Below are 21570 nucleotides of genomic sequence, written 5' to 3' on the forward strand. Positions count from 1 at the left end.
AATCACTAAACTAATGGCATCAATACGCTGTTGAAGTTTGAATTTTTCCTCACTACCTGACATTTCTGCAACTAAACTTTGAGCCTTAGTAATATCATTTTGTAATTTTGACGATTCGGCTTTTTCAACGGCTTGTGTTGCTTTCACTAATGCTTCTTTGTCCTGTTTTTCTTTATCAATGGATTTTTGCAGAGAATCTAACCGACCTTTTAATACATTTTTTTCTATACTGTTTGGCATTTTGAAAACTAATTCACGTGCTGTATTAATATCTGCTTGTAAACGAGTGGACTCAGCCTTAACTACAGATTGAGTAGCTTTTGCCAATCCTTGATCTCCTGTATTTTGCTTGTTCACATAGTTCTGCAAAGCTTCTAAGCGTGATTGGAGAATTACTTTTTCGGCACTGTATGATAAAGCTGTTACCTTACGTTGGGCGACATCTATATCTGATTGCGATAAACTTGATTCTGCCTTTTCAACAGCCTTAGTCGCTTGAACTAATGCTTCTTTATAAGAATCCTCTTTTTCATTTGTAGCTTGAATAGCATCAAGTCTTGATTTTAAATTAGCTTTTGAATCACTTGCAGGTAATTTATCCACTAGACTTTTTGCTTTATTAATATCAGATTCTAAACGTGTCTTTTCAGCATTTTCAACAGCTTGTGTTGCCTTTGTAAATGCTTCAATCTCAGCTTCTTTTTCATCTGAGATAGATTTTTTCAGTGCATCTAATCGAGCCAGTAATGCATCTTTTGCCGAAGTAGAATTTAACGCATCTACTAATTTTTGGGCAGTATCAATGTTTGCCTTTAAACGTGTTGATTCTGCTATCACTACACCTTGAGTAGCTTTCGCCAACGCTTCATTTTCTGTATTTTCCGCTTCAATCGAGTAACGCAGTGCATCTAATCGAGCTTGAAGTGTTGTTTTTTCAGTACTTTGCATTAATACAGTTACTAAATTTTGCGCTTTATCTAAGTCTTCCAGTTTGCGTGTTTCTTCTGCCTTTTCAACAGCAGTCGTTGCTGATGCTAATGCTTCAACATGTTCATTTTCTTCTTTAATGGATTGAAGTAATGTATCCAAACGTGATTGCAATGCTGTTTTTTCTTCACTTGATTTTAAAGCAGTTACTAAATTTTGAGCTGTTTCAATATCAATTTTCAAACGAGAAATTTCAGCATCTTCAACAGCTTTTGTTGCCTTTGTTAATGCATCCTCATTTTTTATTTCTTCATCAATTGATTTACTCAGTGCATCCAATCGAGAGTGTAGTGCATTTTTTTCTTCACTTGGCTTTAAAGCTTCTACAAGAACTTTAGCAGTATTAATGTCAGTTAGCAGACGTGTAATTTCTGCTTTTTCAACAGCATCCGTTGCTTTCGATAATGCTTGTTGGTCTGCAATATCTTGATTAATTATTTCTTGCACCACATTTAATCTTGTTTGAAGTGCATCTTTCTCAGCACTTACTTTTAGTTGATCTAACAATTTTTGGGCTAAATCAACATCTGATTGTAGGTGTGTTGTTTCTGCTTTTTGAACTGCTTTTGTACCTTTTAATAATGCTTCTTCATAGGCTTCCTTTTCTTCTGCAATAGATTGTCGTAAAGCTTCCAAGCGTATTTGTAATATCTCTTTTTCTTCACTAGGTTTTAAAGCAATCACTAAGCTTTGGGCTTTATCAATGTCAGCTTGTAGACGTGATATTTCGGCTTCTTCAACGGCTTGTGAAGCTTTTGCCTCCGCTTCTTTATTAACTTCTATTTCATCTTCAATAGATTGTTGTAGAGCATCCAAGCGTACTTGTAAGGCTTCTTTTTCCTCACTTGGTTTTAAAGCAGTCACTAAATTTTTCGCTTTATCAACGTCAGCCTGCAAACGTGATATTTCGGCTTCTTCAACAGCTTGTGTTGCTTGGGTTAGTGATTCTTTATCACCCATTTCAATAGCTTGTTTTAATGAATCCAAGCGTGTTTGTAAAGCTTCTTTTTCCTCACTTGGTTTTAAAGCAGTCACTAATTCTTGTGCTTTATCAATGTCAACTTGTAGACGTGTTGTTTCTGCTTCTTCAACAGCTTGCGTTGTTTGCGCTAGTGCTTCTTTATCAGCATTTTCATCTTCCATAGATTGAACCAACGTATCTAATCGTATTTGTAAGGCTTCCTTTTCCTCACTTGATTTCAAGGCAGTCACCAAGTCTTGTGCAGTATCAACGTCAGCTTGCAAACGTGTTGTTTCTGCTTCTTCAACAGCTTGTGTTGCTTTAGCCAATGCTTGTTTATCAGCATTTTCATTTTCAATAGATTGTACTAAAGTATCTATACGTTCCTGCAACTCCACTTTATGCTCACTTGGTTTTAAAGCAGTCACTAGCTCTTGTGCTTTATCAATATCATCCTTTAATTTAGACTTTTCGGCTTCTTCAACGGCTTGCATTGCATTCATGACTTCATATAGATAAATTCTTTCAATTAAATCATCTAGTCTCTCCTGTAATGCATCTTTTTCTTCACTAGGTTTCAATGCTGTGATTAGCTCTTGTGCAATATCAATATCGGACTGATACCTTGTTGAATTTGCTTTATCTACCGCTTTGGTTGCTTCTTTCAGTGCGTCAGCGTCAGTTTCAATTTCCTCAATGATGGAAAGCAATTCGTTTAGACGCTTTTCAAGCTCTGTTTTTTCCTCACTGCTAGGCAATGCATTAACTAATTCTTGAGCAGAATTGAAATCTTCACGTGTTTGAGATGATTCTGCACTTTCCACAGCACTTGTAGCTTCAACAATTGCTTTTGCTTTATTAATGGCATCTTGCACTATATTTAAACGATTTTGTAAATTCGTTTTTTCTTCACCTGTAGGTAGCTTTGTAACAAGCCCTTGAGCCGTATTTATATCTTCTTGCAGTTGGGTCTTTTCCGCATTTTCAACAGCTAACCTTGCATCTTTATAAATATCAACAGGGGGATTTTCTATTTCCCATTCGGCTCTTTCTTCATCTGTCATGGAGAACAGTAAAAATGGTTCGCTCTTTCCTTCATACATGCCCCAAATAGTTCCGAAATCAAAATCCTTATACGTTTGTTGTTGTAATTTTTGGGCTTCTGTAAACGTAGCGAATGTGATACCGCTTTTTTCACTTGTTACACCTTTTAGATCAATAGTTTTAAGATATTTAGTGTCATAATAGAGGTGATTGCTTGTAAATGCATTTCCAAACACTACATGTGCGTTTGGTGAAGCGGTTGGATTTTCAATAGATGGTGAAGCAATAGTAATACCTTCACGAATGCCTCCCCCATCTGTCCCAATCAATCCACCTAAATAGATATTGCTATTAGCATCTGTTGAACCTTTTATTATCGGCTTTGTGAAAACATTTTTTATAACCGAGTTGTTAGCAACACCAGTCACTTGACCAATTAGACCACCAACAGCTTCTGAACCAATTACCTTTCCATCTACCTTAATATTGCTAATTTTTGTATTCAATGCATCTACTAGCCCGATCAGACCACCAACATTATCTTCCATACCTTGCCCATTTAAAATAGCGTTAGCATCAATATTCATAATATTGGCTTCTTTGAAACTGCCACTAATTTTTCCGATTAAACCACCAATATAACCGTAACCATCAATATTTCCTTCTACATCAATATTTTTGATTACTGTTGTTCCGTTATCAGTACCTTCTAAAGAACCCACTAAAAGCCCTGTAGTTTGTGACCAAGTATTTGCTAAAGCTGAAACATGGGAGTTTTTCACTTTAATATTTTGAATTGTCGGATTTTTAGCTAAACCTACTAGCACACCCATCTTACTACGACTATTTGAGACAACAGCATCTTCAATCGTAAGATTTTTTATAGTTGCTCCGTCAATAACGTTAAACAGTCCTGTAGAAGTTCCTTCGGCATTGGAAGTCAAAGTATAATTTGAAATTGAGTGACCATTACCATCAAATACGCCTTTGAATGGATTGTTAAAGTTCCCAATCGGATTGAGCAAAGGCATTCTTGAAAAGTTAATATCAGCATCTAAAATGAAGTGACTTGTTGGGAAATCAATAATCTTCGCCAACTGAGCAGAATCAGTAATAATATAAGGGCTTTCTTTTGTCCCTTCTCCACCCGAAAAGACGGAGACTTCTTCCATTGCCTTTACATTCACAGCCATAGTAGGTGCAATTGCACTCATGGTAATAACCCCTGCCATTACACCTTTTACAACTTTACTAGCAGTGTTGCTTTTTCTTTTTTTACCTGTTTTTGTTTTCTTATTTTTCATTTTCTCATTCCTTTCATTATTTTTGATTCGTTACAAATAATTTCAATGGAATTAAAAATGGTTTTAAAATTTCATGGATTACAGTATGTAATATTGAAATTCATTTCCCCTAACCCCCGAAGTGTAGGAAAGCTGTTTTATAAACTAAATTTCATTCAAATTACCATCAAATTTTAAAACCTTTTTTCGCCAATATTTACTTGTCATCACGAAATCAATATTCACTTTACGTGAACACAAAAATAATATACAATAAAACCTTTCTTTTTGAAAGGTAGAAAATAGTAAAAAATCATTAATAGGATGAATAATTCCTATTAATAATCACATATATATAATTTTTATATATTTTCGATATAGAATGTTTTTTATTTTAAATTCTGTTTTAAAAAACTATTGAGGAAAACAAAAAGAGAAAGTCGATAGTGTCCGACTTTCTCTTTTCATTAACTATTTTTTATTAGCTTTTGAATCCTTCATATAGCCTGCAACATCAAGCGTATTGTATAGCACTTTAGCCATTTCTGCCCTTGTTAAGTTTGCGTTAGGTTCAAACTTGTTATTTTTTGTAGTACCTGTTAAGATACCTGCTGATTGCAATTGACCTACAGCTTTCCATGCTTCATCACTAATTTCTGAATTGTCATGGAATGTTGGATTATTAAGTGGTACATCACTACCTAAATACTCAAGTAAGCGAGAGATCATTAACGCAGTTTGTTGATGTGTTAATGTGTCATTCGGGTCAAATTTATCTGCCCCTTTACCTTGAATAATCCCGATATCTTTTAATGCTTGTACCTCACCTGCAAACCAATGACCCTGCATATCAGAGAATGTAGTCGCCTTATCAGTTCTCAAACCAAGTGAACGTGCAATTAGTGCAGAGAATTGCCCCCTAGTAATATCTTTATTAGGAGTATAAGTTGTTGGAGTAGTACCGTAGATTACGTAACGTGATGCCAGTTCATTAATTTCTGCTTGGCTATACACACCGTCTGTATCTTTAAAGTTACGTTGTTTAGTAGTGAACATGTACACGTCATTTGAAACATTTGTTTCAAATACATATCGTCCTTGTTCATACTTGTACAATACTGCTCTTAAACTTCCATCTGCAACCTCACGTACCAAGTAAGCTTGTGGCAATTTCACAGAAACTTTCGCAGGTTTCTTAAATGATTCAGCTTCTTTGCCATCTACAATGACTTGAAGTTGACGTTTATTACCTGCAACTGTTTTCCAAACCACTTTTACCATAGAAGCGTTTTGATATTCATTTTCCAGTTCAATTTTCAAATCATCTGTTTCAACTTTTAATTGTTGAGTTTTAGGTGATTTGAATGTTGCTGTTACTGTACCATTTTCATCAATATGAATTACTGGACTGATGGCATCAATACGTTGTTGTAGTTTGAATTTTTCCTCACTACCAGACAAATCAGCTACTAGATTTTGTGCAGTATTAACGTCCTTTTGCATTTTAGTTGATTCAGCAACTTCCACAGCCTTTGTAGCTTTTGCTAATGCTTCTTTATCTGCTTTTTCTTTATCAATAGATTTTTGCAAAGCATCTAAACGATCATATAAAGCATCTTTTTCTGTGCTATTTGGAAGTTTAAAGACTAATTCACGTGCTGTATCAATATCTGCTTGTTGGCGAGTAGATTCAGCTTTTACTACAGCTTGAGTAGCTTTTGCTAATGCTAGGCTTTCCGAATTTTGTTTGTTAACTAAATGTTGAAGTGCATCTAAACGAGCTTGTAACGCTTCTTTTTCCTTGCTAGATTTTAAAGCTGTTACTAAACGTTGTGCTGTATCAATATCTGTTTGGGATAAAGTAGCTTCCGCTTTTTCTACAGCTTTTGTCGCTTTTTTCAACGCTTCTTGGTTAGATTTTGCTTTATCAATTGCATCCTGCACCGCATCTAAGCGATCTTGCAATCGGTCTTTATCTTTACCATTTGGAAGTTTGTCTACTAAATCTTGAGCTGTATCCTTATCCTCTTGTTTTAAAGTATCTTCTGCTTTTTCTACTGCATCCTCAGCTTTTTCAAGAGCTTCTTTATCAGCTTTTTCTTGTTCAATTGATTTACGTAATGCATCTAAGCGATCTTGTAATGCATCTTTTTCCTTACTTGGCTTTAATGCAGTTACTAGCCCTTGTGCAGTATCAATATCAGTTTGTAGGCGTGTTGATTCTGCTTTAACAACTGCTTGGGTAGCTTTTGCTAATGCTTCATTATCAGTACCTTCCGCTTCGATTGATTTACGTAGAGCATCTAATCGAGCCTGCAATGCATCTTTGGCTTTGCTTGCCTTTAAAGCTGTAACTAAGCCTTGTGCATAATCAACATCCGTCATTAAACGTGTCGATTCCGCCTTTTCAACAGCTTTTGTTGCTTTTGTCAAAGCTTCATCATTTTGTTGTTCTTCTTCTACAGATTTACGCAACGCATCTAACCGTTCTTGTAATGCCTTTTTCTCAGTACTTGGTTTTAATGCCGTTACTAAGCCTTGTGCGTAGTCAATATCAGAAATTAAGCGTGTCGATTCGGCTTTTTCAACTGCACGTGTTGCTTTAGCTAATGCTTCATTGTATTCCTTTTCTTCTTGAATAGATTGACGTAATGCATCTAAGCGAGCTTGCAATGCATCTTTAGCTGTACTTGGTTTTAATGCTGTTACTAATTTTTGAGCATAGTCAATATCAGCATCTAAGCGTGTTGATTCCGCTTTGATAACAGCACGTGTTGCTTCTGCTAAAGCTTCATTGTTTGTATTTTCTTCCTCAATGGAATTACGTAAAGCATCTAATCGAGCCTGCAATGCATTTTTTGCTGTGCTTGGCTTTAATGCTGTAACTAAGCCTTGTGCGTAGTCAATATCAGAGATCAAACGTGATGATTCCGCTTTTTCAACAGCTTTTGTTGCTTTTGCCAATGCTTCATCATTTTCTTTTTCTTCTTCGACTGATTTACGTAATGCATCTAATCGAGCTTGCAGAGCATCTTTAGCTGTACTTGGTTTTAATGCTGTAACTAAGCCTTGTGCGTAGTCAATATCAGAAGTTAAGCGTGTCGATTCGGCTTTTTCAACTGCTTTCGTTGCTTTGGCTAAAGCTTCATCATTTTCTTGTTCAATAGATTTACGTAATGCATCCAATCGAGCTTGTAGGGCATCTTTAGCTGTACTTGGTTTTAATGCTGTAACTAAGCCTTGTGCATAATTAATGTCAGCATCTAAACGTGTTGCTTCTGCCTTTTCAACAGCTTTTGTCGCCTTTGCTAAAGCTTCATCGTTTTCTTGCTCAATAGATTTACGTAATGCATCTAAACGAGCTTGCAATGCATTTTTCTCAGCACTTGGTCGTAATGCCGTTACTAAGCCTTGTGCATAATTAATATCAGAATCCAAGCGTGTAGCTTCCGCTTTTTCAACAGCTTTTGTCGCTTTTGCTAAAGCTTCATCATTTTCTTCCTTAATTGATTGACGTAAAGCATCTAAACGAGCTTGCAGAGCATCTTTGGCTGTACTTGGTTTTAATGCTGTAACTAAGCCTTGTGCGTATTCAATATCTTCATCTAAGCGTGTCGATTCGGCTTTTTCAACAGCTTTTGTTGCTTTTGCCAATGCTTCATTGTTTTCTTTTTCTTCATCAATTGATTGACGTAAAGCATCCAAGCGAGCTTGTAATGCATTTTTCTCAGCACTTGGTTTTAATGCTGTTACAAGACCTTGTGCATAATCAATATCAGAGTCTAAGCGTGTTGTTTCCGCTTTTTCAACAGCTTTCGTTGCTTTTGATAATGCATCATTATCTTCTCCAACTGATTTACGCAATGCATCCAAACGAGCTTGTAATGCATTTTTTGCTGTGCTTGGTTTTAATGCTGTTACTAAGTCTTGTGCATAATCAATATCCGAAATTAATCGAGTTGCTTCGGCTTTCTCAACAGCTTTTGTTGCTTTTGCCAATGCTTCATCGTTTTCTTTTTCTTCTTCAATTGATTTACGGAGAGCATCTAAACGATCTTGCAACGCAGTTTTAGCGGTGCTTGGTTTTAATGCCGTTACCAAGCCTTGTGCATAGTCAATATCATTTTGAGAACGTGTCGCTTCCGCTTTTTCAACAGCACGTGTGGCATTTGCTAAAGCTTGTTCATCGGCTTCGATTCCTTCAATAATTGAAAGTAATGCATTTAATCGGTTTTGCAGTGCCGTTTTTTCTGAGCTACTTGGCAATGCAGTAACTAACGTTTGAGCCGTGTTAAAATCAGTTCTAGTCCGTGTAGCTTCTGCCTTTTCAACCGCTTTAGTAGCTTGTTCTAATGCTTTTGCTTTATTGATTGCATCTTGAACAGCATTTAAACGATTTTGCAATTCTGTTTTTTCTGTGCCAGTAGGTAATGGATTGATTAGAGATTGAGCAGTATCGACATCACTTTGCAGATGTGTTCTTTCTGCTTTTTCAACTGCTTGTCTCGCTTCTGCATAAATATCTACAGGTGGGTTTTCCTTCTCCCATTCTTCTCTTTCTGCGTCAGTCATAGCAAATAGCAAGAATGGTTCACTTCGCCCCTCATAGATACCCCATGTATCTTTGAAATCAAATCCTGCTTGGGCATATGTTGCTTTTTGTAGACTTTGTGCTTGTGAGTAAGTAGAGAACGTTGCACCACTTTCATTATCCCTTCTTACTCCACCTTTTAATGTCATAGTTTCCATATATTTAGGATTGATATAAGAAAGATTACTCGATATTTTGCTACCTACAATTACACTTGCATATTTAGTATCTTTTGCGATTTCTAATACTGGTGAATTAACAAAGATACCTCTACGAGCACCATTACCATCATCACCTACAGCACCACCTAAATACAGTGTTGAAGTAGCACCTTCCAAACCTTTGAGTGATGCTTTGATTATTGCATTATTCATTTCAACTTTGGCATTAGTATGACCAATAAGCCCACCAATTTTAGCTGTACTTGTAAGTTCTCCTCTAACTTTTACATTATTAAAGGTGAATGAACTTGTAGAAGGAGAGTTCGAAGCAGTGGCAACGCCAATCACTCCACCAACTTTTGCAGGGTAGGAAGTTGACCCTGTACCATTTGCAATTACATCAACATCAATACCATCTATGATATTTACATGACTTGACGCAACATAATGGTGTCCGATAACACCACCGATTCTACTTTTCCCTGTAACAGTTCCTTGTACTTTAATATTTTTGATTTCAGAAGGTAACTTATTATTACCTTGAAACTTACCTACTAACAGACCAACAGCAGTATCAACAGAAGAAGTAGGATTAACAGTGGCAGATGAATTTGAAATCTCAATATCTATAAAGCTAGTATTATAAGAATTACCAACTAAAATACCAACTTCACCTTTTGTATTAGTAACATTTGCACTCTCAATTTTTAAATCTTTAAAAGTTGCACCTTCTGTATAATTAAATAAACCTGTAGCTTCTGCCGTTGCATTATCAATATTAAAGTTCTTTAAAGTATGTCCATTTCCATCTAAAACACCTTTGAACGGCAAAGAATCTGTACCGATTTGTGTTACAGGCATGTATCCGAAATCAATGTCATTTCCAAGTTTAAAATAACCCGTTACATAATTACCTAACTCTACCAATTGAGAAGCGGAGGTAATGATATATGGGTCATTTACTGTACCTAATCCACCAGAAAACGCAGCATTAGCAGTTTCAATATTTAGAACCATTGTAGGAGCAATTGAGCTTAATGCTATAGCACCTGCGATCATACTCTTATTTACTTTACCTAACATTTTCGACTTTCTAGCAGATTGCCTTGAAGCATCTTTTTTATTATTCTTCATTCTCCCATTCCTTTCATAATATATAATTTTTATTGAATTGAGAGAATGAGATAAACGAGTCGATTCACATTTTTCGTTTAAAATTTCATGGATTACATGACATTAACAAATAAATTCAAATATACCATCAAATTTCAAATCGTTTTTTCTACGCTTTTCTCATTCTACTCACAATTCACTTTCACCCAAAACGGAATTCACTTTATGTGAACAAACATAAATGATATATACACTTTACGTGAATACAAAATCAATATACAATAAAAAATTCCTTTTTGAAAGCACTATATAGTAAAAAATCATTAAAATGATGATAAAATCTCCTTAAAAGTCAAATACATATAACTTTAATATCTTATCTATATAGAAGACTTTTTTTTAAAAAAGACAAACAAAAAACCATCTACTGCGCTTGTAGATGGTTAGTACATTATTCTTTAATGGCTTCCATAACACTATACTTAAAGGAAGCATTATTAATATTGGGTATAAAATATAAATACTAACTGTGATTAAACAATAGCCTTATTGCTCTGTACACTAGCAATAGACATAAAGATCAATACACAACTTTTTCTCACAAAATTAAAATATACAATTAAAAAGAATTCAAAAAACCATATATTTGTTTTAAAAGCTTATTCCATAGGACTTATAAAGACCAATTTTATACTGCACAAATTTCTTTATCCAATCATCATACTGAATAAAGATTTTTCTTCTGTTTTTTCACGGTGTACGCATTTGCAAATACGCAGTGATGGCGAATATACAGAAGGCTTTTGTCAAAACAAAAGCAAGTCGATTGCAAATATGCAAAAGTAGCTTAATTTGTTTTTTGCAGAAACAAACTCCCCTACCATATGGAAATGCAAGCCTACATTTATAAACAAAATTTAGCTTGGATGTTCTTTATCCAAATTTCTATCATTAAATTTAAAATGTCTTTTAAAAGACTTTGTTTGGGTTGTACGTTTCCCTAGTAATGTGAAATCCTATTTTAAAAGAACTGTCCCATTATAAATGTCTTGCATTTAAATTAATAATACGACAAATGACATTTTTTTGTCAAAAGCAAAAAAAGACTTACTCATTATTTAGTAAGTCTTAAACAAACTAGCTACACCACTCCGTATACAAAGCTTTTATCATATCTTGTAAAACTGTTAAGGGTTCAGCTATGTATTTATAATGTGGAGCATCTTCACTTCGCATGTAATACAATCTACTTTGTGCATACAAACTGTCGAATTTTTCTGTATAAATCTTTTCTCTAATTAACTCAATATCTTCAACTGATAAATTACATAATGACCAATTTTTTTGTAGCCACTCGGATAATTCTATAGCTGTACTGAATAACTGCACACTATGCAAACAAGCTAAATGCATTATTTCAGTACACTTCGAGTTCTCTAATATATCTTTAAAATCCTGTATTGCTGTTGTAAACGCAAAAGTATTTACTCTTATTTTAACGACTGCCAATTGTTTTTTTATCTCCCCATCTTTCTCTACCTTAACAGGACATATTATCGCTTCCCCATTTGGATAGAAATAGTCTGAGAAATTAGAGGAAAACTCATGCACATAATCAATCGGAAAACATACTGCTCTTTCTAATTTTGGATACTTAATAATCAATTCGTCTTCTTTTTTTATAGGATTATAAGCTATAACTTGTTCCCCTGTATTTTCATTTAAAACAAAGGACATTTCATCTCGATCAAATTTTATAGAAGGTAATCCCTTCATGTATGTAGAATCACCACTGAGAACATTGAAATTAGTGATTAACGGCATTTTAGATAATATAGTATTACTTTCTTGTGTCAATCCAGTTAGGTTAATGTAAATAGCATCTAAAGGTAATTTATCCCCTTCTTCTAACTGCCTAATGACGATTTTTTGCATTTCATTAACATTAAAAATTTCTTGGTCCAAAAACCTACATAATTCAGATATCAATTCATTTTGTTGTATACGCTTACCTTTTAAGTACGATTCAAACTCAGACATCAATTTTCTAGTGATTAAATTTAGGTTAAACAAATACTGTTTTTTATAACGTTCTGAAAAATCCCTTTTTACGAAGCCATCCCATGATACATTATGTATTTCGTTATTTATAATTTCACTTTTTATTTTCCCTATCGAAATGTAATGTTCATTTTCTTCTCTATAATTTGAAAGACAAACTACACCAAATGTAAAGATTAAATTCTTATTCATATTATCTACAATATAAATATCGTTGTCATTATCAATACATACTGCTTTCATTTTATAGTCGAAAGTAGTCATCTAATACATCCCTCTCGAAGTAAAACATTTAAAATAAGAGGGCGAATATGATTATTCACCCTTTTACCATTTTAAATATTGTTCACTTTTTTCTGTAATTATCGACCTTAATTCATTATAAATTTTTTTTGATATATTCTAAGTTGGACATCACTTTTTGGTCAATTTGAACAGCTAATTGTTCAAGCATAGTTAGATTTGGATTATTTATTTTTTTCATTTGCGCCAGTATAATTTGATTACATTGGCTTAATTCTATTAATTTACTGTAAGCTTCTACTGCAACTTCATCCAAATGAAAAACTGCTTCCTCCATAAATAATTTCTCCTTATTTTTTTCTATAACAGAGCAGAAACAGATTTTACACATGTATATTTAAATGAATAAATAAGAATAAAAAAATACGAACAAAGCGTGAATTAATTTGTGTACTACCATTTCTTCAAAGTTATGGTAATATTGTACCATAGCTAAAAACCCTTGTCAATTCAAGGTTTTTTATGTATTTTATCACCTTTTAAACTTTTTATCACAAAAAAATATGCAAACGAACGCATGTGTATAAATATACACTTCATTACATAATAAAACGATAGCATATAAAGATAAAAAAACTAATTGATTGAAGAAGGCTACTTGTTTTCTAACCTTTTTCTATCAATTAGTTTATTTTTTATTGGTTGGGGTATAAGGAGAAGGAATGAAGAATTAAAATGTTCGTAATTCCATTTATTCTCACTTATAATGATACGTATTTCTTCTTCTATCTCGATTTTGGATTTTATCAAACCATGCTTTATCTTTTTCCTCTTGGTTTAGAGTATCAATTATCGTAGTTGAACAGCTTATACAGAGTTTTGGACGACTTGTGATTTTACCGCATTTCTCACATGGCGCACCTAAATTCGGGAAAACACTTTGTTTTAACTTGCCATTTTTCACCCATTTATAAATCAATTCAGATGATACGCCAGTTTGATTTACTACTTCATCATTTGATAATATACGGTTGTTCCTTCTTAATAAGAAATGATGCAATTCTGAAAAAATTTCTGCTTCGGTTGCATCGAGTTTATTTACTAACATTTTAAAACCTCCCATACTTCTCTCCTATGATTGAGATTGAACATTGTTCACTTCTTTTTTGATATTGTTCATTTCATTGTCATATCTAAAGTTCTCCCAACGTTCACGTGCCTTTTTCCGATATTTATTTGAAACATCACGACCTGCTAACAATCGTGAAAAAGCTTTTTTAGCTTCTGGAATATCACCTACTCTTAGGCTTAACTCAGCATACAAGTACTGTATTCTTTCTTCACCTTCTTTGTTCGTTGCAAAAGATTTACTATAGAATTCTCTTGCAGAACATAGGTAATGCCGTTCCAATTCTTTATCTTGCTTTAATCTGTACAGCCAAGCAATTTTCAAAGCGAAGTTCGCCATTATTAACGGTTCTTCCATCGAAGCTTTAGAAACTAAATACGCCAGTTTAAAACTTGCAATGGCATCATCTACTGTTCTCTCATTACAAATATTCATTGGTTTCTGCAACTGTTTAATATAAATTTCTCCTATAAGTTGCATAAACGGTTCATATGTTCTTGTCATTGATTTATGATATGCATAACCACAAGAAGGACAAACAGCTACTTCATATAACAATGGATTTATCCCATCATAGATCGTCATAAAATCAGTATCTTCATCTATAGCTTTAAAACGATTTGGACGTACTTTATACGTAGTGAAATGATGTTTGCAGTAGTTACATTTCACTTTACTGTCGTAATAATAAATATTAAAAGCCATGCTCAATCCCTCCCCTACAATAAACCACTAAAATTCTCACTTTTATTAAAGCATTTCTGTAAAAAGTGTTCGTTCATTTAATGGTTGAACTGCATTATATCCTTCACTAACACAGTCAAATAATTCTATATAATAGGCTTCACGTTTATTTAATTTATCTTGACCATCCTTATATTTAAGTAGTTCATTATCATTACCTTTTTCGAAGGTAACAATCTCTAAAACTTCAAAAACTAAGTCTGTTAATTTAGCATTTTCAAACCGACCATTCTTCAAGTGTTGCCACCATCTAAATAATGGTGGTTTAACAGTTTGACCAACGTAACTGTCCATAGTTCTCTTATCTGTTATTTTATATACATAGCCAATTAATTCCTCGTTCTTTTCATCAAGTGAGGTTAATACGTGGTCATCTTCACTTATCCACTCAGAAAGGTAATTATTTCTTTCTTCTTCTCTGCACTCTTTGGAACAAAAAACATTATCACGGTAATAAAACAAGTTACGTTTACCTATTATTGTCTTCGTTTCATGACAATTCTTACATTCTATAGTAACAGGACTGTTATGATAATCATACCAATATTGGTCACTTTCTGTCAGCCAAAGGTACTGCATTCCTATTATACAATTTTTAGGTTTTCTAAAAGGTAGTTTCCCAAATTTTTCACATAATTTTTTTTTGGCTTCATCCCTATTTTCTGCTTCAAATACACCATCTTGTATATTAATCGGGTCTGAAAATCCTTCTTGGAATCCTTTTAATCGGAAAAACCAATAATTCATTTGCAAATTCCCCTTGTATTTATTTCATATAATTTAACATTTTTGTTGTATTCATTATAGCATATCTAAATAACTAGAAACAAATTTAAACACTTTTAAACAATTTTACACACTTTTGCACAACAAAAAAACTAGCACACTTATACCAATTCCGATTTAAAGTAAAATAGGAATGATAATTACTAATTTGCTAGTTCTCTCATTTATACATTTTTTTATTCACGATGCAAAAATAATTTTTTAAAAGGAAATTCATTTGTTATGATTTCAATTTACTACTACACTAGAATATTCGGCTATTGTGTCTTGTTTTTTAAAATGTCTTTTAAACTATATTATTTCCAGTTCATTACATTCAAATTTAAACCAATTATCGCTTGTTTTATTGTTAGCATAGTCTCTTGACTCACTTCTTCTTGGGTGTATTCAAGCAGAAATAGAAAATAAGAATTTACTCTTTTGTCATTAATTAAAGTCATTTTATCTTTAGGACTCATAGAAGATAATTCATTTTCTAATTCCGTTCTCAATGTTGTTATATCGTCTGTAACTAAAGACATTTTACACACTCACCTTTTCTCCACACAAATTATTAATGACATCATATTTTTCATTATACCCACATTTCAAATTCTTAAATGCAAACTATAACCTCTACTTAATATATTTAGAGGGTGGCAAGTTATTATTTTTATAAGGAGCAATGGATACTACTTTTAATCCTTCTCGTTGTTCAATATCTTCAATATATCGAATAGTATAAAGTGCATTTAAGCCATTACATTCTCCATCACTTACCTCAAATAAATTAATAATACCTCCAATCTCTAAAGCAGATTCATTTTGGAGGATAATGAACGTTTTTGACCCCTGTTTGATCGCTTTGAATTTCTTCGATTCAATATTGACTTCATATATTTTCAAGCTTTTATGTACTAATAACGTTCTATAGCACGTTGTTGTTTTAACTGATGTTGAAGAAATATCTTTAGAACCTGCTACTGTAATATCTGTGAAAACCGCTTCTTTTACATTAACTTTTATCCACTCTTTAGGATTGAAGTTTAATATAGATTTATCACTACTATGCCCAAGACCTTGAACTAATGGCAGGTTTGATTTTTTATTTCTTTTAAATAGCTTTTTTAACATCATTGTAAATGACACCACCTTAGAGAATTTTTATGTCTTTAACGAATGAGTAAATTTAACTCAAATTATCCATTACAGCATTAATAGTAATGGAATGAGAGTAAACCCAATCGTAAAAATTATTGCGCCTATGCACATCAACATACCTATTTCACCCTCATGTATACTGTGTGCATCTTTAAAGAAAATGTATGTTGCTAACAATCCAATAAACGGAGAAAGTATTACACCTATGAAATACATTGGAATTGCTATTATCCTCACCATCCCTCACTAACAATATGAACATACTGTTTTTATTTCTTTAATTGAGTTGGGTCAATTACCGTTAAATTTTCGATAAAAGAAACCGCTTTATCTAAAGGTAATTTGCGTAAGTAACATTGATAACCAAGTTCTAATGTCCATACCGTACTTTCACTTAATAGCTTTTCCTTTTGGATTTCTACTAATGATTGACCATTATCTCTACGTTTTATATATTGTTCTAGTGTCATTGTTTATATCTCCTTCTCTACTTACTTATCTAATGTTCAAGTCATTCATCCTCTAATTTTAAATAATAGTTCTTTACCATTTGCATTAAACATTCTCTTTAAAACAAATCCTAAAATTGATAATGTTGTTAATGCCCCTGCGACATTCATTATATGATTCTCAAAATGTTCAGCAATCTCTAACAATTTTAAAGTCACATTCTTTCTTTCCATACATTTCTCCGTTTAGGTAGCATTTGCACTTGTCTAAATCTATATAAGTTTCCTTTTTACAATTTTCACAAACGAATTTCTTTGGTCTTACACTCATTTATTAATTCCCCTTTACTGTGCAATTTGCTCATAGCATTTAATTATATAGGGATTGTCCAGTATTTCTTTATCAAAAACTTTGTAATCAGTAATTGGCTTTAATATGCCAGCGTCAAAATAAAAGAAGTTTTTTGTAGTACCTTCATGCAATGCTTTAACAACGTAATCTAGTCTGACTTCTATAAATTTTAGTACCAAGATTCCCGACATTTCTTTTTCAATTTCTAACCCTTGCTTAGTTAAAAATGAAACAATAGAACCAATCTCCCTCTTTATACTTTCTGCATATTCATCGTCACCTTTTAGTTCGTTTAATCTACCCTGAATTTCTTGTATTTTACTCACTAAATGTTTATTAACCATTTGTGTAGTTATTATTTCTGTCAATTTACTCATTCCTTTCCATCACCATTTGTACTCCACATAATATTTCTTTTAATGAACAATATCTTTCAAATAATCCTTATATTGAACAATAGTCAATCAAAAAATTGAAAAATTTGTTTCTCAAAACCATAAGGGTAGTACCCTATAATACTCTCTACAAGTTTTAGAGTTCTCTCCTGAATAAACATATCTCCGCAAGTGTTGCATTTCTCAACAGTAGCATTGCTAATGTTATACTCTTCATTTTCACATATAACAGAGAAGTTCTTATTTATTAATACAGTATCGCCACCACAGTAGCATATTGGAATCTCTTTTTTAAAATCCATTCTTCTCACCCCTTCTATAACTGAACTCCATCCCTACAATATTCAACAATCGTTGTGCGTCTAAACCAAGGATTCTCATTGTTTTCCTTTAAGACCGCTAAAGCCTGTAGTACAAATGTTTCTTTCATATTAAAAAGCTCCCTGTTCAATCTTTAGTTACATACCAATCACATCTTGCCAATTACGACCAAATTTTAAATATAAAAGTGAATGCATTTTTTGCAACTCCTCTCTATACCTTCGAGCATCGTCTTCTAATCTCTTGACTCTACGGTTATGTTGTTCCATGACTCTAGGATTCTCAGATTTATATAATTTAGTAGCCTCACGTGATAGAGAACGAATTAATGAGTTCTTTAAAACTTGTTCATCTACTTGTAATACTTGTTTTTTTGGTCTTTTTACTATAACCCCACAAATATAAACTCCTATATGTTTCGGAATGTCATCTTTAACATCTTCATATAGTTCTTTACTTGGTAATACAAAGTAATTGAAATGACCTATAAATGTTTTCTTTGCTTTGCTGTAAAAGTCAGATTTTGAAACTTTTATTTCAAAACACCGCCAAATTCCTTTTGTGTCATAAGTCATATAGTCTACTCGTTCATCACCAAACCAACCAATAGTAACTTCAAAACAACCGAAAACTCCCTGTTTTGCTGTTGCTTTCCATATAGCATTTTCTACTTTAATCGTTTCCTCTGTTTTTGCCACAATATCACCTCCTGCTTAACAATACTCTAAATGTTCAGTAGTCTTTGTTGAATTTTTGCTTCATTTCATCCAAATAAACATTTAATCGTATGCGTTTTTCTTTGTCGCTCAAACCTTGCTTTGTCCAGTTTTCATAAAGTTTTTCAAGTTCATTCTTTTGCTTTATAACTTTATAAATATCCATGTAAATACCCCTTCCTTTGGCTGAACAATATGGTTCAAGCATTCGTTAAATACCCCAATACTATAGCAATCGTTCCTATCACCCAAGCCATAAATAAAGAAATAATAGCAATTCTATGAGGGTAAATATCTAATTCTAATGATTCTATTAAATCATCAAATATTTTCATAACTTCTCCTTTTTATTAGGAATTTTCTTTCAATTAAATAGCTTCAAAATAATTTATACTTATATTCTTCCTGTACACTTTTCTTAACGCTTTTAAAGTTCCACGATAGTAAATACCATCCTCTTTGATATCCTTTTTTGCATATCCCTTAGCAATCAGATCTTCCCATTCATCGTTAAAATCATTACAACAGTAGTAATTTCTATATGGTTTCTTTGAATAATCTAAACCGAAACAATGTAATAACTTTCCTACTTGATAATCTGTTAATTCTAATGCTTTTTTTCCTGCTTCTGTCACTTTGTAATATGCACTATCGTCATCCCATCCACGATGCTTTGTTGCTAATCCCATTTCAACTAACTCATTCCAATTAGAATCATTAAAGTCGGAATAAAATGCTCCGTTTTTAATAGCATGTTCCATATCTGATACTTGAATTTGATTCAACCTTTTTCGTTTCCAAATCTTGTTTTCATCTGTTAAAAGAAAACCTCTAACGACTCCTGTTAATACATAATTTGCAAAAAAATCAAATGAATTAGACATTGAAATACCTGTAGATTCATCAAGATCATGCCTTACCTTTAGAGTCTTGCCAGTCTCAATTTCAACAATATTTTCACCTGTATATACACTCATTAAGATTCCCCTTTCCAACTTTAAAACATTCAACATTCTTCATCATCGTGATTGTCAAAATACTCTATAATACTTATTGGTTTGAAATACTCCTCTATAATGTTTAATTGCTTTGATAGCATAGCTACTACTTCTTGCTCATGTTTTTTCTTGTATTCTTCGTCACTTAATTTGCGTTTAAAATCAAACTCTACTTTTGTGTACGCTTTAGCGTTTTCACCTGTTATTTTATCGTTAGCCAATCCTGCATTTGCGTGGATTTCGTAGCAAAATAAGGTTACACCCATCACTTTTTCCTCCTTAACTTTCAAGTTATATACATTTATTTGCTGTCATCTGTAAAAATTAATGTCTCTTTAAATTCGGTAGCATAATTTCTACTAATATCCTTTACTGCATCTTCATTGATAAAAACCTCAATTGTTTTTTCTTTAAATTCTTCACGCATAAGAAAATAAAATATATTTAAGGTGTGATCTTTATCTTCGATAATTTTGAAACTAATGTATGAGGGTTCATTAGTTTTCCTAAAGTCCAATTTTTTATAAGAAGGATATACAAAAGTTTCTTGTTCTGTATCAATAAAAACGTAATCTTCTTCAAAACGAATATCTTCAATTGTGTATACTTCTTCATCATTTATAATTTCCTTTTTCTCAGCACAAGCGGTCAATACTAATAAAACCAAAAATAAGATAATAGTTACTTTAACTTTTTTGATAATAACCACCCATTCTTTTACATTTTCTTCAAACGTGATTTGCAACTTTGACCTATTGTGTTAATCATAAATTGCACCACCTAAAAAATTGTAATAAATTCCAGTTGTTTTTATAAAAGGTTCTAATATTTTTTCTCTCTCAATTTCAAATAGTTCAATTGAATCGTCTGTAAATACATAATCTAAATCACCACTATCGTCTTCCGTCGATGGACGTTGTTCTAATTTATTTACAAACACACTAAAATCACTTTCGATTGAATCAACAATATCCGTTAACTTAAATTCAAGGATTTTCTCATTTCCGTTGTATCTCCTACCCTCTTGTGACGGTAACTGTGTTAAATCTAAATAAGGTATTGTTGCTAATTGTTCTTCATCAAACGTCATTTCACTGTGTTCTTCGTGCTTATATTTAATTGCAAAATCAGTGCCTTTAAGAGTCAAAACTACTCCTCTAAATTGAGTAGATTTAAAATGGTCTGTTTCGACTTTTAAATGTTTTTGATATTTCGAATTATCATAAAACCAAATATCAGCACTTACTTGATTTTGAGCGTGTACAATTTTACCGCCAGTCCCTTTAGGAATCACAATATCCCCATTCACAAGTTCTTTGTTTGCTATAACGTACAATCCCTCTTTAATTTGACGGTATTGAGATTTAACTTCATTCCACATAAAATCTCTCCTTTTCCTCGACTAGAAATTTAACAACCGATTAAATTGTATATGCATAAAATGCACTACAACACCTAGCATTACGCCTATTGACGTACCTAATATGCCAAAAGCAACAACCGATAAAACACGTGAATTATTTTTTCTCCCTAACCCTTGTCCGATCCCACAAAACAAACCTAAACATAATCCCATAAAGATAAAAAAATAATGTCCCATTTCGTGCATTTTCCTCTTTCTAATACATTTATTTGCATTCATTAACTTCATTGCAATCATCACAAACAGTTACAGGATGCGTCTTTGGCAATTTAGTAAAACAATATATACAGAGCATATTTCCATCATCATAAATTTCTTCAAAAATCTTTGACGACTTTGGTTCGCTTCCTATTAACAACCATTCATCATAGCCCAACGAATATATCTCCTTACTATATATTTTTTAAAATTCATTTTAAATTTTAGGATAATCCGCAACTCGTACCCAACGTCCAATCCCACTCGTAATATTTTCAATCATTTGTTCAAACCATAAATACCTAATCGCTTTTTTATATTCCACATGTCCATAAATTTCACTGATTTCAAATCGTGTATTATAAAACGGCTTTAATTTTATTGCCCATTCTTTTAATTCAACCAAACTCATTGCATCCATTTCATCTAAGGTTGGCAATATGATGTCCGTAATCTTCACGTTCACTTCCTCCAT

General features: G+C 32.8%; 21 protein-coding genes and 1 pseudogene. All 22 read right to left on the reverse strand.

What is annotated here, in order from left to right:
• Positions 1–4296, reverse strand: a pseudogene (locus tag ABC382_RS00005) (M26 family metallopeptidase); the annotation flags it as partial.
• Between the two features lie 450 nt (positions 4297–4746).
• On the reverse strand, positions 4747–10161 hold the full coding sequence (locus ABC382_RS00010) for an S-layer homology domain-containing protein (protein WP_412926284.1): 5415 nt from the start codon (positions 10159–10161) through the stop codon (positions 4747–4749).
• Positions 10162–11277: 1116 nt separating this feature from the next.
• Positions 11278–12465 (reverse strand): hypothetical protein, encoded by a 1188-nt coding sequence (locus ABC382_RS00015; protein WP_412926285.1) that lies wholly within the window; start codon positions 12463–12465, stop codon positions 11278–11280.
• Between the two features lie 115 nt (positions 12466–12580).
• Complete coding sequence (locus tag ABC382_RS00020) at positions 12581–12781, reverse strand: hypothetical protein (RefSeq protein ID WP_412926286.1); 201 nt, start codon at positions 12779–12781, stop codon at positions 12581–12583.
• 420 nt (positions 12782–13201) lie between these two features.
• Positions 13202–13552, reverse strand: coding sequence for a hypothetical protein (locus tag ABC382_RS00025; protein WP_412926287.1), 351 nt, complete (start codon positions 13550–13552; stop codon positions 13202–13204).
• 24 nt (positions 13553–13576) lie between these two features.
• Complete coding sequence (locus ABC382_RS00030) at positions 13577–14278, reverse strand: DUF2225 domain-containing protein (protein WP_412926288.1); 702 nt, start codon at positions 14276–14278, stop codon at positions 13577–13579.
• Between the two features lie 45 nt (positions 14279–14323).
• A complete protein-coding gene (locus ABC382_RS00035; RefSeq protein ID WP_412926289.1) occupies positions 14324–15064 on the reverse strand; it encodes a GIY-YIG nuclease family protein in 741 nt (246 codons plus the stop codon).
• 335 nt (positions 15065–15399) lie between these two features.
• On the reverse strand, positions 15400–15624 hold the full coding sequence (locus ABC382_RS00040) for a hypothetical protein (protein ID WP_412926290.1): 225 nt from the start codon (positions 15622–15624) through the stop codon (positions 15400–15402).
• Between the two features lie 94 nt (positions 15625–15718).
• The gene (locus ABC382_RS00045; protein ID WP_412926291.1) at positions 15719–16219 is read right to left on the reverse strand and encodes a DUF3850 domain-containing protein; all 501 of its coding nucleotides are present in this window, start codon (positions 16217–16219) and stop codon (positions 15719–15721) included.
• 293 nt (positions 16220–16512) lie between these two features.
• Positions 16513–16713, reverse strand: coding sequence for a hypothetical protein (locus ABC382_RS00050; RefSeq protein WP_412926292.1), 201 nt, complete (start codon positions 16711–16713; stop codon positions 16513–16515).
• Between the two features lie 45 nt (positions 16714–16758).
• Positions 16759–16926 (reverse strand): hypothetical protein, encoded by a 168-nt coding sequence (locus ABC382_RS00055; RefSeq protein ID WP_412926293.1) that lies wholly within the window; start codon positions 16924–16926, stop codon positions 16759–16761.
• 111 nt (positions 16927–17037) lie between these two features.
• Positions 17038–17421, reverse strand: a complete 384-nt coding sequence (locus tag ABC382_RS00060; protein WP_412926294.1) for a hypothetical protein — start codon at positions 17419–17421, stop codon at positions 17038–17040.
• Between the two features lie 83 nt (positions 17422–17504).
• Positions 17505–17741 (reverse strand): hypothetical protein, encoded by a 237-nt coding sequence (locus tag ABC382_RS00065; protein WP_412926295.1) that lies wholly within the window; start codon positions 17739–17741, stop codon positions 17505–17507.
• A gap of 156 nt (positions 17742–17897) precedes the next feature.
• The gene (locus ABC382_RS00070; protein ID WP_412926297.1) at positions 17898–18458 is read right to left on the reverse strand and encodes a hypothetical protein; all 561 of its coding nucleotides are present in this window, start codon (positions 18456–18458) and stop codon (positions 17898–17900) included.
• A gap of 34 nt (positions 18459–18492) precedes the next feature.
• Positions 18493–18642: a hypothetical protein gene (locus ABC382_RS00075; RefSeq protein WP_412926298.1), complete on the reverse strand. Its 150-nt coding sequence runs from the start codon at positions 18640–18642 to the stop codon at positions 18493–18495.
• Positions 18643–18676: 34 nt separating this feature from the next.
• Positions 18677–18811, reverse strand: coding sequence for a hypothetical protein (locus ABC382_RS00080; RefSeq protein WP_412926299.1), 135 nt, complete (start codon positions 18809–18811; stop codon positions 18677–18679).
• A 33-nt stretch (positions 18812–18844) separates the two neighbouring features.
• Positions 18845–19453 carry a hypothetical protein gene (locus ABC382_RS00085; RefSeq protein ID WP_412926300.1) on the reverse strand — a complete coding sequence of 203 codons (609 nt, stop codon included), beginning with the start codon at positions 19451–19453 and terminating at the stop codon, positions 18845–18847.
• A gap of 29 nt (positions 19454–19482) precedes the next feature.
• Complete coding sequence (locus ABC382_RS00090; RefSeq protein WP_412926301.1) at positions 19483–19740, reverse strand: hypothetical protein; 258 nt, start codon at positions 19738–19740, stop codon at positions 19483–19485.
• Positions 19741–19775: 35 nt separating this feature from the next.
• On the reverse strand, positions 19776–20219 hold the full coding sequence (locus tag ABC382_RS00095) for a hypothetical protein (RefSeq protein ID WP_412926302.1): 444 nt from the start codon (positions 20217–20219) through the stop codon (positions 19776–19778).
• A 15-nt stretch (positions 20220–20234) separates the two neighbouring features.
• Positions 20235–20855 (reverse strand): hypothetical protein, encoded by a 621-nt coding sequence (locus ABC382_RS00100; RefSeq protein ID WP_412926303.1) that lies wholly within the window; start codon positions 20853–20855, stop codon positions 20235–20237.
• A gap of 247 nt (positions 20856–21102) precedes the next feature.
• Complete coding sequence (locus tag ABC382_RS00105) at positions 21103–21273, reverse strand: hypothetical protein (protein ID WP_412926304.1); 171 nt, start codon at positions 21271–21273, stop codon at positions 21103–21105.
• Between the two features lie 39 nt (positions 21274–21312).
• Positions 21313–21555 (reverse strand): hypothetical protein, encoded by a 243-nt coding sequence (locus ABC382_RS00110; protein WP_412926305.1) that lies wholly within the window; start codon positions 21553–21555, stop codon positions 21313–21315.
• Positions 21556–21570 lie beyond the last annotated feature (15 nt).

The sequence above is a fragment of the Lysinibacillus phoenicis genome, assembly GCF_047238325.1.
Taxonomy (GTDB): Bacteria; Bacillota; Bacilli; order Bacillales_A; family Planococcaceae; genus Lysinibacillus; species Lysinibacillus irui.

Coding starts and splice junctions, on each gene's coding strand:
- ABC382_RS00010 (WP_412926284.1), bottom strand. CDS start 10,161: ATGAAGAATAATAAAAAAGATGCTTCAAGGCAATCTGCTAGAAAGTCG.
- ABC382_RS00015 (WP_412926285.1), bottom strand. CDS start 12,465: ATGACTACTTTCGACTATAAAATGAAAGCAGTATGTATTGATAATGAC.
- ABC382_RS00020 (WP_412926286.1), bottom strand. CDS start 12,781: ATGGAGGAAGCAGTTTTTCATTTGGATGAAGTTGCAGTAGAAGCTTAC.
- ABC382_RS00025 (WP_412926287.1), bottom strand. CDS start 13,552: ATGTTAGTAAATAAACTCGATGCAACCGAAGCAGAAATTTTTTCAGAA.
- ABC382_RS00030 (WP_412926288.1), bottom strand. CDS start 14,278: ATGGCTTTTAATATTTATTATTACGACAGTAAAGTGAAATGTAACTAC.
- ABC382_RS00035 (WP_412926289.1), bottom strand. CDS start 15,064: ATGAATTATTGGTTTTTCCGATTAAAAGGATTCCAAGAAGGATTTTCA.
- ABC382_RS00040 (WP_412926290.1), bottom strand. CDS start 15,624: ATGTCTTTAGTTACAGACGATATAACAACATTGAGAACGGAATTAGAA.
- ABC382_RS00045 (WP_412926291.1), bottom strand. CDS start 16,219: ATGATGTTAAAAAAGCTATTTAAAAGAAATAAAAAATCAAACCTGCCA.
- ABC382_RS00050 (WP_412926292.1), bottom strand. CDS start 16,713: ATGACACTAGAACAATATATAAAACGTAGAGATAATGGTCAATCATTA.
- ABC382_RS00055 (WP_412926293.1), bottom strand. CDS start 16,926: ATGGAAAGAAAGAATGTGACTTTAAAATTGTTAGAGATTGCTGAACAT.
- ABC382_RS00060 (WP_412926294.1), bottom strand. CDS start 17,421: ATGAGTAAATTGACAGAAATAATAACTACACAAATGGTTAATAAACAT.
- ABC382_RS00065 (WP_412926295.1), bottom strand. CDS start 17,741: ATGGATTTTAAAAAAGAGATTCCAATATGCTACTGTGGTGGCGATACT.
- ABC382_RS00075 (WP_412926298.1), bottom strand. CDS start 18,642: ATGGATATTTATAAAGTTATAAAGCAAAAGAATGAACTTGAAAAACTT.
- ABC382_RS00080 (WP_412926299.1), bottom strand. CDS start 18,811: ATGAAAATATTTGATGATTTAATAGAATCATTAGAATTAGATATTTAC.
- ABC382_RS00085 (WP_412926300.1), bottom strand. CDS start 19,453: ATGAGTGTATATACAGGTGAAAATATTGTTGAAATTGAGACTGGCAAG.
- ABC382_RS00090 (WP_412926301.1), bottom strand. CDS start 19,740: ATGGGTGTAACCTTATTTTGCTACGAAATCCACGCAAATGCAGGATTG.
- ABC382_RS00100 (WP_412926303.1), bottom strand. CDS start 20,855: ATGTGGAATGAAGTTAAATCTCAATACCGTCAAATTAAAGAGGGATTG.